Origin of the sequence: Siccibacter colletis, from assembly GCF_000696575.1 — a bacterium.
Lineage (GTDB): Bacteria > Pseudomonadota > Gammaproteobacteria > Enterobacterales > Enterobacteriaceae > Siccibacter > Siccibacter colletis.
This window is the reverse complement of record NZ_JMSQ01000018.1, coordinates 43,805-54,770: the sequence shown is the minus strand read 5'-3', so window position 1 is coordinate 54,770 and position 10,966 is coordinate 43,805. Positions and strand designations below refer to the sequence as shown.

Genomic DNA, 10,966 nt, shown 5'->3' with positions numbered 1-10,966 from the left:
CCGCCGTCTCCAGCCGTTCCACCCGGGCGTTCAGCTCAAGCGTACCGCCGAGATCCTCAAACAGTCTGACCATCCCCTGCACCAGCGCCCCGGTGCCGCCGCGCGGGAACCACACCCCCCATTCGCGCTCAAGGGCGTGGATCAGGGTGTAGATCGAGGAGGTCGAAAACGGGTTGCCGCCCACCAGCAGGGAGTGGAAGGAAAAGGCCTGCCGCAGATGCTCGTCCTGCACAAACGCCGACACCTTATCGTAAACGCTGCGCCACGCCTGTAGCCGCGCCAGCTGTGGCCCGGCGCGCAGCATATCCTTAAACGAGAGAAACGGCACCGCACCGAGCTTCAGATAGCCCTCGGCGAACACCGCGCGGGAGTAGTCGAGAAAACGGTGATAGCCCGCCACGTCGTCAGGGTTGAGGCGCGCAATCTGCTGCTCCAGCGCTGCCTGATCGTTGGCGTAATCGAACACCTCGCCATCCTCCCAGCACAGCCGGTAAAACGGCGTTACCGGCATCAGCTCCACGTAATCATCCAGTCGTTTTCCGGCAAGGGTGAACAGCTCCTCAATTGCCGACGGATCGGTGATCACCGTCGGCCCGGCGTCAAAGGTAAATCCCTGGTCCTGATACACGTAGGCGCGGCCGCCCGGCTTATCGCGGCTCTCCAGCAGCGTTGTCTGGACGCCGGCCGCCTGCAAGCGAATAGCCAGCGCCAGGCCGCCAAATCCGGCACCGATGACAATTGTTGGTTTCATTTTTTGGCTCGCAAAGGGTGATGAGTGTGCAGCAGGGCTTTCAGCGCCCCGACCACCGGCACCGGCGGTTTTCCCATCAGGATCCGCAGTTTGTCGGTAGCCTGCAGCTGGCCGGCATAAAAGCGGGCAATCAGCTGCTCATCAAGTTGATAAAAACGTTGCATCACGCGCCAGCGCTGGTCCGGTGCGCCGGCGAGAAACAGCATGCGGTTGAGCAGACGGAAATAACCCTGCGTCTGCCAGTGGTGACCGGCGAAGCGCGCAATCAGATCGAACAGCGCCGCCTGATGCAGCGAGGGCGCATTAGCGATATGGTCCGCCAGCCTGACGGCCAGCGGCAGGGAGTAGCCGGTAGTGGCGTGAAACAGTCCGGCGCGCAGCCCGCTTACCGGCTGGCGGCGCAGCGCTTGCCAGAAGGCTGTGTTGTCGCCAGCGAGGGTAATTGGCAGTGAACCCTGTTCTTCACGCACAAGTTCGCTTAACTGCCAGCCCTGGTCGCGGGCATAGTCGGCGATGTGCTGCCGGGCGACGCTGGCGTCAAGCTGCGCGCCGTCAATATAATGGGTGTCTTCGATCAGCACCCGGTCAGCGCTCAGGGGCAGGGTATAAACGAAGCGATACCCGGCACCTTGAGCCACCCGGGCATCCATCAGGATCGGACGCTCCAGGCCATGCGGCCGGGCCAGACGCCACTCCTGACCGACAAACGACTGGTAACCAATAGCGAGATGCGGTGAAGGCCGGTAGCCACGCCCGTCGATCACTGCTCCGGCGGTAAAGCGGCGTCCATCGCTCAGCGCCACTTCGCGATCGGTTATGCGTGACACCGTCACATTGGCCAGAAGGTGATCCTGCAGCAGGGCGGAGATAGCCTGAGCAAAGCGTTCCGAGGTAACGGTGAAATAGTCATGCGGCAGGGTGCGCGTCAGGCCGGGGAAATGCACATCGTAGCCCTGCCAGCGGTGACTGACCAGCGGTGCCAGCCAGCTATGCTGTGCCGGGGTAAGATCGCCATGATGAAAGGACCAGGTATGATTCCCACCCGGCGCGTCGCCGCTCTCAAGCATCAGAATGGTCAGCGTCGGATGGCGCTGCTTCAGCCGCCAGGCAATCAGCCCGTTCGCCAGCCCGCCGCCCACCAGAATCAGATCCCATGTTTTCATCGCAAAATCCCGTCCCTGGTGAAGTGTTGCGTCACAACGCTGTGCCGCGGGTGACCGGGAGCAGCGGCGCGCGTTTCAGCGCCTGCAGGCTGTCGCAGCCGGTGCAGAAGCAGGCCACGCGCAGCTGCTCAATCAGGGTCTGGAAATGCGCGATCACCGCCTCGCCCGAGGCATTGGCGTGGGCCAGCACGGCAGCGGCCTGGCCGACCAGATCCGCCCCTAATGCAATAGCTTTCGCGGCATCGATGCCGTTGCTGACGCCGCCGGAGGCGATGAGCGGCATAGCGGGCAGCGCCTGGCGTACCCGGCGCAGCGCATCGGCGGTAGGGATGCCCCAGTCAGCGAAGGCCATAGCAACGTTGTGCTCGCGCAGCGTCGGCGCGCGTTCGGCTTCCACCGCCGCCCAGCTGGTGCCGCCTGCGCCGGCAACATCGATCATCCCCACGCCAACCTCTGCAAGCTGACAGGCGACGGCGGGGGCGATACCGGCACCCACTTCTTTCACCACTACCGGCACCGGCAGGGCGCGAACCACCGCCGCGATGGCATCAAGAATGCCGCGCCAGTCGCGATCTCCGCCGCGCTGCAGCGCCTCCTGGAGCGGATTGAGATGTACGATCAGCGCATCGGCTTCAATCATCTCCACCGCCCGCCGGGCATAGTCCAGCCCCTGAGCGCCGCGGATCTGTGCCGCCCCGAGGTTCGCCAGCAGCGGCACGTCAGGCGCAATACGCCGCAGTTCCGCTTCCAGGCCGTGTCGCGCACCGTGCTCCAGCGCCACGCGCTGTGAGCCAACGCCCATCGCCAGCCCCAGCGTCTGGGCCGCTTCGGCGAGATGGCGGTTAATGTCGGTGGCGCGGGCCGCACCGCCGGTCATGGAGCTGATCAGCACCGGTGCATTCAGGGTGCGCGAAAAGAAGGGCGTGGTGAGATCGACTGCATCGAGATCCAGTTCAGGCAGGGCGCAGTGTTCGAAGCGCCAGTCGTCAAAGCCGGTACGGATGGTGTTCACCGCCCGGCCAGGGTTAAGCACGATATCAAGGTGGTCATTTTTACGCTGAACCAGGTGCGCGTCCTTCATGCGGTCTCCGCTCATTTTCCGTGACTGTCAGGGTAGTGCTTAGCTGAACGCCGCCAGCTGCTGGGTAAACCAGGCGCGCATAAAGCGACGCGTAGCCTGGTTTTTGCCGCAGGCGCGTGAAAAATGCGCTTCGGCGCTGCACAGGTGGGTATCGAGGCGCTGGCGCACCGCGTCGGCACCCAGCATGGCGACCAGCGTGGATTTGCCGGCGTCCTTATTGATGTCTTTTCCGGTGCCGGCATGGCCGTCTGCCAGATCGTCCAGCAGCTGAAACGCCTGGCCCAGATCCCGGGCGATGCAGCGCATCTTGTCGCGCACCGGCGTGGCGGCACCCGCAGCCAGCGCGGCCAGCTGCAGCGTGGCGCTGAACAGCACGCTGGTTTTCAGTTCGTTGGTGGTGGCGATGGCTTCCGGGCTGCGCGCGCTGCTGCCTTCGCGCAGATCTTTATACTGGCCGAGCACCAGCCCTTGCGTGCCGACCGCTGTCGAGAGTTCAGCCACCGCCTGCGCGCGAGCCTCCGGCGCCAGGCCTTCCGCCGCTGCCACCACGCCAAACGCATGGCTGAGCAGGGCGACCGCCGCCAGGATCGCCACGTCTTCGCCAAACTGACGATGGATAGTGGGACGTCCACGGCGCATCGCCGCGTTATCCATGCAGGGAATATCGTCGAGTATCAGTGAGGAGGCGTGGATCATCTCCACCGCGCAGGCCATATCCAGCAGGCCGGGGTGGTTATGATCGCAGCCGAGATCGCGCGCTGCCAGGATCATCAGCAGGGGGCGGATGCGTTTGCCCGGCGCCAGCACGCCTTCACGCATGGCTGCGCTGACCCGGTCATTAGCATCGCCGGCGGGCAACAGCACATCAAGGCGTTGCTGAAGCGCAGCGTGCAGCTCGCGCAGGTCGCCGTCATGTCCGGAAGAAGGGTGATACAAAGTTGTCATGGCTTACCCGAAGTCTCGCAATCAATGGTGATAATAGTGCTGACCCACAACGGGAAAATCAGCCTGGGCTGTGCGACGCGCACCCTAAATTAGTACAAATACAATTTCCTTGTATAGGTTTAGATGAAAAACGGCACTGTGGCGATGCTATGTGCTTAAAGTCTGGCTGAAAATTGAAAATTTTCCGTTATTTTTTGTCAGGGGACGTCGGGCGGGAAAGGAAGCGGCGCGCAGCACGATTCCCTGCATTGAAAGGGATACCGGGTTCGCGATCCCGCACGAACCCGGCGTGTTTTCACTGTTGCGTCGGCGGCGCATCCTCGTTCAGCGCCTGGGCGGCGCAGATCAGCGCCAGATGGCTCAGCCCCTGGGGCAGATTGCCGCGCCACTCCCCGGTGCGCACGTCGAACATTTCGTTGAAGGTTTCCACGTTGCCGCGATCGCACAGCGCGTCGAGGATCTCCCTCATCGCCGCTTCGGCTTCATCGTTTTTACCCATCGACGCCAGCGCCTCAACCAGCCAGAACGAGCAGGCGACAAAGGTACTCTCCTCGTTTTCTACGTCGCTGTAGCGGTAGAGCATCGGCGTACCCTGGCCCAGCTCTTCACGGATAGCGCGATAGGTGGAGAGCATGCGCTGCGGATTAACCGTCTTACCGTACTGATGCACCAGCGCCAGGGCAGCATCCAGCCGCGAATCGTCCCCGACGTAGAACACGTAAGCCTGCTTGCTTTCAGACCAGCAGTGGGTTTCAACCCAGTCGCGAATGCGGTCGCGCTCGCGTCGCCAGCGGTCAATCCACGTCGGTTCGATGTGCTTCTCTTCCGCCATCGCCACCGCACAGTCGAGCGCCAGCCAGCAGGCCATCTTCGAGTGGGTATAGTGCTGAAAGTCGTGCAGCTCCCAGATGCCCGAATCCTTCTGACGCCAGTGATCGGCGCAGCAGTTCGCCAACTCGCCCAGCAGCCGCGAAGTAGTGAGGTCGAGAACGTGCCCAGCTTCGATAAACAGCTGGGCGGTGGCGAGCATATCGCCGTACATGCTGAGCTGAAGCTGATCCCGGGCGTTATTGCCGACGCGCACCGGGAGCGAACCTCTGTAACCACGCAGCGGCGGAAAACGCTCTTCCGGCACGATATCGCCCTCAAGGGTGTAGCAGGCGCGCATTTCCGGCCCGTGGCGAATAATGGTTTTTGACAGCCAGGAGAACGCGGCTTTGCAGTCCTCCAGCGAGCCTAAAAACACGAAGGCTTTGATGATCAGGCAGGCATCGCGCACCCAGGCGTAGCGGTAGTCGTAGTTCTTCTCACCGCCGATCCCTTCCGGCAGTGAGGTAGTGGCCGCTGCGGCCAGCGCCCCGGTCGGAGAGTACCAGAGAAACTTCAGTGCCAGCGCCGAGCGCTTCACATGATTTTCATGCCGCCCGCGGTAAGTCAGGTTTTTTGACCAGTCGCACCAGGCGGTATGGCTGGTTTCGATACGCTGGTCGATCGCCGCCAGATCCGGCACCGCCAGCGGCTCTTTCTCGGTCACCAGCAGGGCGACCAGCGAGCGCGAACCGGGGGAGGTCTGCAGCGTCGCGGTCACCTTCTCATCGTCGCAGTGGTCGATAATCACATCGTCGCTGGTGCGCAGCATCGCCATCAGATCGGCAATATGAAACACGTCCCCCTGGAAGGTGTTAGCCATCCACGGGGAACGGGTTTCGGCGCGGGTGCCGAAGCGCAGACTAAGGCGCAGGGTGACGCTGCCCTCCAGCCCTTCCACGCGCCGCGCCAGCTCGCTCCACGGCAGCCGTCCGGCAAGGGTGCTGTTAAGGGATTCGGTGAACAGCACCGCACCGGTGTCGGTATCGAAGCGGGTTTCCAGCACGTTGCTGTCGGCGCGGTACTGACGGCTGACGCGGTAGGGCTGTGTCGGCTCAAGCTGAAAATAGCCGCCGATACCGGGGTCGAGAATGCGATCGAACAGCGGAGGGGAATCGAGGTTAGGGGCGCACCACCAGTCGATGGAGCCATCCGGCGCAATCAGGGCCACCGAGCGTCCTTCGCCAATGGCGGCATAGTCGCCCAGCCCGGCAAATCCGTCCTGTCTCACAGGTGAGTGATAGTTTTTATTTTTCACGTGATGATTGTCTTTCTCAGGCACCAAAAAAACGTGGCTACAATGCGTAGCCACGTGGATTATTTTTTGTGAAGCGTTACAGCGTGCCGGTACCGCCGTCAGAGCACCATACCTGGCCGGAGCTGAAGCTGCTCTCCTGGGACGCCATCAGCACGTAGAGTGGGGCGATCTCCGCCGGCTGTCCCGGACGGCCCAGCGGGGCGCTGGCCCCGAACTGCATCACTTTTTCCTGCGGCTGGCCACCGCTGGACTGCAGCGGCGTCCAGTACGGCCCCGGTGCAATGGCGTTGACGCGAATACCTTCTTTGCCGAGCTGCTTCGCCAGCGATTTGGTGAAGGCGACGATAGAGGCTTTGGTTTGCGCGTAATCCAGCAGGATATCGCTCGGGTTGTAGGCCTGCACCGAAGAGGTGTTAATGATCGACGCGCCGCGTGGCAGGTGGTCTACCGCCGCTTTGGTGATCCAGAACATCGCATAGACGTTAGTTTTAAAGGTCGCGTCGAAATCTTCCGTCGACAAAGTGCGGATCGACTCGTTGAACTGCTGGCGACCGGCGTTGTTCACCAGAATGTCCAGCCCGCCCAGTTTCTCAACCGCCTCTTTGACCAGCGACTGACAAAATGCTTCGCTGCGGATATCGCCCGGAATGGCAATGGCTTTGCGGCCTTCGGCTTCAATGAGCTTGATCACTTCTGCGGCATCCGACTCTTCTTCCGGCAGATAGTTGATGGCGACGTCAGCGCCTTCGCGGGCATAGGCAATTGCCACCGCACGTCCAATACCCGAGTCACCACCGGTGATCAGCGCTTTACGACCGGGCAGACGCCCGCTGCCGCGATAGCTTTTTTCACCGTGGTCCGGCACCGGGATCATTTTGCTGGCCAGGCCCGGAACGGGCTGCGGCTGCTCAGCAAAAGGCGGGGTCGGATAATCGGCGGCAACGATGGATTTGTTCGTTTGCGTAGTCATACGTAGCTCCTTGAACGTCGTTTTCAGGTGACTTTAAGCCTGGCACAGATGTGATATTTGTCACATTTGATGCGCCATAACGGCGCGGCATTGCCGGGCGAAGCCGCAGCATACCGGGGCTGAGCGCAGGAAATTTTTTCGCGGGCGCGCGCAGAATCCTGCGCCATTCCAGCGCTCTGTTATGCTTAGCAGAAGCAGAATCACGGGAGAGATCGCTTTGCCACTTGGAAAACAGATATCGGGCGCGCTGGCGCTGGACTCGTCGCTGGGGCGCACCATCGCGCTGTTTATGACCCTGCTGCTGCTGGCGGGCATCCTGACCAGCGCCTGGACGCTGGATCGCTCATGGCAGCGTACCGTCGAAGACACCGAGCGCAATGCGGTTAACCTCTCTATCTCCCAGGCGCGCCAGGCGGAAGATACTTTTTTGCAAATTGAGCTGGCGCTGACCGACGTTCGTCGTAGCCTGGCAATGGAAAATATCTCCACCATTGATGCCGGGAAGTACCACGTTTTGCTGGAAGAGCTAACGCGAAAACTGCCGCAGCTGCACGGCATGTTTATCTATGATGCGCAGGGCAACTGGAAAGCCACCTCTTATAATCACGCCCCGGCCACCGCCAATAACGGCGATCGGGAATACTTTATCTATCACCGGGAAAACCCCCGCGGCGGCATTCATATCGGGCAAGTGATCAGGAGCCGCACCACCAACGATCTCATCATCCCGGTTTCAGTACGCATCAACGATCCGGCGGGCGGCTTCGCCGGGGTGATCCTCGCCACCGTTACCATCGATTACTTCCGCCATTTCTATAACTATTTCGAACTGGAGGGGCGCGATCTGCTGGCGATGATGAACGTTGACGGCACCGCAATCTACGTGCGTCCGTTCCCGGATTCGGTGATCAACCGCAACCTCTCCTCCAGCCCGCTGTTTACCCGCGAACTGACCCAGAAAGATCGCGGCAGCGCCACCTGGACCTCGGCCGTCGATAATATCGAGCGCATTTTTGGCTTCGCCCGGCTGGAGCGTTACCCGCTGGTGGTCGCCGCCGGGTATGACAAACCGGCGCTGTGGTCGCGCTGGCTGCGCGACAGCCTGCCGGAGATTATTCTCAGCGTGGTCTTTTCCCTGGGGGTGCTGCTCATTGGCAGCGTGGTATTCCGCCAGGTGCGGCTGAATGTGAAAAATCAGGTGGAGCTGGCAACCCTGCGGGATGAGCTGACCAGCATCAACCATACGTTACAGACCATGGCGCTGGCAGATGGCCTGACCGGGCTGGCCAACCGCCGCCAGTTTGAACTGACGCTGGCCGCGCAGCTTAAACACGCCGAACGCCGCGGTACGCCGCTGTCGCTGGTGATGATCGACGTGGACTACTTTAAAAACTACAACGATACCTACGGCCATGTGGCGGGAGATGAGTGCCTGCGCCGGGTCGGCGATGCGCTGAGCACGGTTCCGGCAGGGCCGAACGCCCTGATTGCGCGCTATGGCGGCGAAGAGTTTGCCATGATCCTGCCGGACACCGAACGTGAAGCCGCCCTGAAGCTGGCGCAACACGCGGTAGAGAACGTGCGCGCGCTGCGCATTCCCCACAGCGCCACTCAGGTGGCGGCGCAAATCGTGACCATCAGCGCCGGGAGTTACACCCTGCGCCAGGCGGGCAGCGATCTGGACGCGCTGACGATCAAAGAGAATGCGGATAAGGCACTGTATGAAGCCAAAACCACCGGCAAGGATCGGGCGCTGTCGGCGTAATGGTCAGAGGAGGCCGGTTATCCGGCGACCAGAGTTTCATGCAGGTGGCACCAGACCAGACCCTGCTCACTGCGGCTGAACACCGCGGTTGACCAGCGCGTGGTCGTGGAGTTATCCGCGAGCTGCTGGTGTTCCCGGTAGCGCACCACCGCGCCGGTATCCCACGCCTGCACCAGCGTCATGCTGTCGATCTCAATCTTCAGGCCCGGACGTCCGGCCTGGTGGGTAGTGAAAAGCGTACGCAGCCCGTCACAGTCCAGCACGGTCCCGGCCGGGGAAACCAGCGTAAACGCGGCGCTGAAACGCGCCATTAGCGCCTCCAGATCCCCCACACCACGCCCCAGCCAGGCTTCAATGGCAACGTGGGCATCCAGCACTTCGGTAAAATAAGGGTTCATCGGCTCTCCGGTAGCAGTCATCGGGCGGACGCATCCGCCACGAAAATTCAAGGCCTTACATACTAACCCGACCTGTGCGCCAGAGGTATTTGCGCTTAGTGCTGATGTGACGTTTGTTCAGCATCAGTGAAACCGGTTTTACCGTGCGCGTGTTCGCCGCCGCCCTTAACGCGCTGCAGCTGGATCACCTCTCCCTGTTGCCAGGCATTCGCCCCTTTGGCGACCGGGCGGGCGACGATATCGCTGCGCGAAGCGCGTATCGCTTTGGTGTCGATCCCCAGCTGGCGGTCGCGCTCGGCGAGCAGTTTCGGATCGAGCTGCCCGTCAGCGGTAAAGCCCATCATCAGGGCCGGAATGCCCAGCGGCAGGGTTTTATCGCGATCGGTATGCCAGGTGTGCCAGGTTTTACCGTAGGTATTCACCACTTTTTCCATCAGCTCGTGCTCGGCGGCCTGCGGCAGACCCGGCGCAACCAGCGTGCCGGACTTCACTTCATGCTGATGGCTGTGCCAGAGCTTTTTCTCTTCCGGCGGCAGGGTGTTGAACAGGCGCTCGCTGATGATGTACTCCACGCCCATCAGCTTGGCGTCTTTGGTGTTGCCGTCGTAGATCACCGCCTGCATCACGTCCTCGTTCAGGATCGTGACGTAGTGATGCGCCTCCATCTGGCCGTTTTGGTCGCCATTGTAGAAGTGGAACCCGTCAAGCCAGGCGCTGATGGCCTCTACCGGCGGGCGGGACTGGATCACCGAGGCGCCGGTTTCCAGCACTTTGGTTTTCGTCGAGGCGGGCGCACCGGGCGCGGTAACGTTAGAAGGAGAGCGTTCAGTGGTACATCCGGCAAGGGCAAGGGTTAACAGCACAACGTAAGGGTTAAGCTTCATGGCGGCTCCATGTCATATTCACTTAAAGAATAAACATAGTGCATTTTGTGGGCATTGCGGCGGGGGTAACAAAAAGCCCACCGAAGTGGGCTTATGGGATCAGGCTTTCTTTTTTCTGCCGGTGCTTTTCAGTGTGGGTTTAGCGCTGCCTTCACTGACGATGACTTTACGTTGGTTTGAATGCCAGTGATCGAGGTTCAGTATCTGACGGGCTTGTCGATTGGTTCGCATGCATCATCTCCTTACGGGTAACTGAAACAGAAATTTCAGTCTGGCCCAGATAATCTTCCGCTACAACCCGTGGGCGCATTTTTGCGCATATTCCTGGATTTCTGGCGCGGTTTTGCGATCGCCGTCGCGCTACAGGGCAGCCTCAAAAGCCGAAAACGATATTTCTGCGCATTCTGCGCAACTTCTTGCTTGGATTCCCGAATAAAAAACTTTTTGCGCAATGTCTGCAAACGAAGTGCGCAGTTTCGGCAAGATCTTGCTCAAATCCGGCTGGCGCAGCGGCGCTGTTTTTAAAGAATTCAATATAATCAATAGTTTAAAAACTGGCACGCAAATTGCTATGTATTTCGTGAAGTTCTTTCACTCATACACAAGCAAGGAGCATTACCATGCCAACCCCATGTTATATCAGCATCGAAGGCAAGACCCAGGGCAACATCACCGCGGGCGCGTTCACCTCTGATTCTGTCGGCAACATCTACGTGCAGGGCCACGAAGACGAGATGCTGGTTCAGGAGTTCAACCACGTGGTCACCGTCCCGACTGACCCGCAGTCCGGGCAGCCGTCCGGCCAGCGCGTGCACAAGCCGTTTAAGTTCACCGTCGCCCTGAACAAGGCCGTGCCGCTGATGTACAACGCCCTGGCCTCCGGC

At 60.8% G+C, this 10,966-nt stretch carries 11 protein-coding genes; 2 read left to right on the top strand and 9 right to left on the bottom strand.

Going from position 1 to position 10,966, the window contains the following annotated elements:
- From crtI to ET34_RS0116435, 6 genes are all read right to left on the bottom strand, one after another.
- The coding region (gene crtI / locus ET34_RS0116460; protein WP_031523886.1) for a phytoene desaturase family protein at positions 1 to 751 on the bottom strand (751 nt) is incomplete at its 3' end.
- The gene (gene crtY / locus ET34_RS0116455) at positions 748 to 1,914 is read right to left on the bottom strand and encodes a lycopene beta-cyclase CrtY (protein ID WP_031523884.1); all 1,167 of its coding nucleotides are present in this window, start codon (positions 1,912 to 1,914) and stop codon (positions 748 to 750) included. The genes crtY and crtI, both read right to left, overlap by 4 nt.
- A gap of 31 nt (positions 1,915 to 1,945) precedes the next feature.
- A complete protein-coding gene (fni, locus tag ET34_RS0116450) occupies positions 1,946 to 2,995 on the bottom strand; it encodes a type 2 isopentenyl-diphosphate Delta-isomerase (RefSeq protein WP_031523882.1) in 1,050 nt (349 codons plus the stop codon).
- A gap of 39 nt (positions 2,996 to 3,034) precedes the next feature.
- Positions 3,035 to 3,940 (bottom strand): polyprenyl synthetase family protein, encoded by a 906-nt coding sequence (locus ET34_RS0116445; protein ID WP_031523881.1) that lies wholly within the window; start codon positions 3,938 to 3,940, stop codon positions 3,035 to 3,037.
- Between the two features lie 295 nt (positions 3,941 to 4,235).
- The gene (locus ET34_RS0116440) at positions 4,236 to 6,065 is read right to left on the bottom strand and encodes a glycoside hydrolase family 15 protein (RefSeq protein WP_031523879.1); all 1,830 of its coding nucleotides are present in this window, start codon (positions 6,063 to 6,065) and stop codon (positions 4,236 to 4,238) included.
- 76 nt (positions 6,066 to 6,141) lie between these two features.
- Positions 6,142 to 7,035, bottom strand: coding sequence for an SDR family oxidoreductase (locus tag ET34_RS0116435; RefSeq protein ID WP_031523877.1), 894 nt, complete (start codon positions 7,033 to 7,035; stop codon positions 6,142 to 6,144).
- A 217-nt stretch (positions 7,036 to 7,252) separates the two neighbouring features.
- Between ET34_RS0116435 and ET34_RS0116430 the strand changes: the two genes are divergently transcribed.
- Positions 7,253 to 8,800, top strand: coding sequence for a sensor domain-containing diguanylate cyclase (locus ET34_RS0116430; RefSeq protein WP_031523875.1), 1,548 nt, complete (start codon positions 7,253 to 7,255; stop codon positions 8,798 to 8,800).
- 17 nt (positions 8,801 to 8,817) lie between these two features.
- On the opposite strand, the gene ET34_RS0116425 is transcribed toward ET34_RS0116430, so the two are convergent.
- The 3 genes from ET34_RS0116425 to sra all read right to left on the bottom strand — a co-directional run bounded on the left by ET34_RS0116425 (position 8,818) and on the right by sra (position 10,313).
- The gene (locus tag ET34_RS0116425; RefSeq protein ID WP_031523873.1) at positions 8,818 to 9,198 is read right to left on the bottom strand and encodes a DUF4440 domain-containing protein; all 381 of its coding nucleotides are present in this window, start codon (positions 9,196 to 9,198) and stop codon (positions 8,818 to 8,820) included.
- A 95-nt stretch (positions 9,199 to 9,293) separates the two neighbouring features.
- A complete protein-coding gene (locus ET34_RS0116420; RefSeq protein WP_031523871.1) occupies positions 9,294 to 10,082 on the bottom strand; it encodes an OBAP family protein in 789 nt (262 codons plus the stop codon).
- Positions 10,083 to 10,181: 99 nt separating this feature from the next.
- Positions 10,182 to 10,313 (bottom strand): stationary-phase-induced ribosome-associated protein, encoded by a 132-nt coding sequence (gene sra, locus ET34_RS22060; RefSeq protein WP_072002051.1) that lies wholly within the window; start codon positions 10,311 to 10,313, stop codon positions 10,182 to 10,184.
- A gap of 389 nt (positions 10,314 to 10,702) precedes the next feature.
- On the opposite strand from sra, the gene tssD reads away from it, so the two are divergent.
- A partial coding sequence (gene tssD, locus ET34_RS23010; protein ID WP_236633888.1) for a type VI secretion system tube protein TssD occupies positions 10,703 to 10,966 on the top strand: 264 nt, incomplete at its 3' end.

What these genes read in the sequence shown, in the direction of transcription:
- crtY (WP_031523884.1), bottom strand. Translation starts at nt 1,914, where the DNA reads ATGAAAACATGGGATCTGATTCTGGTGGGCGGCGGGCTGGCGAACGGG.
- fni (WP_031523882.1), bottom strand. Translation starts at nt 2,995, where the DNA reads ATGAAGGACGCGCACCTGGTTCAGCGTAAAAATGACCACCTTGATATC.
- ET34_RS0116445 (WP_031523881.1), bottom strand. Translation starts at nt 3,940, where the DNA reads ATGACAACTTTGTATCACCCTTCTTCCGGACATGACGGCGACCTGCGC.
- ET34_RS0116435 (WP_031523877.1), bottom strand. Translation starts at nt 7,035, where the DNA reads ATGACTACGCAAACGAACAAATCCATCGTTGCCGCCGATTATCCGACC.
- ET34_RS0116425 (WP_031523873.1), bottom strand. Translation starts at nt 9,198, where the DNA reads ATGAACCCTTATTTTACCGAAGTGCTGGATGCCCACGTTGCCATTGAA.
- ET34_RS0116420 (WP_031523871.1), bottom strand. Translation starts at nt 10,082, where the DNA reads ATGAAGCTTAACCCTTACGTTGTGCTGTTAACCCTTGCCCTTGCCGGA.
- sra (WP_072002051.1), bottom strand. Translation starts at nt 10,313, where the DNA reads ATGCGAACCAATCGACAAGCCCGTCAGATACTGAACCTCGATCACTGG.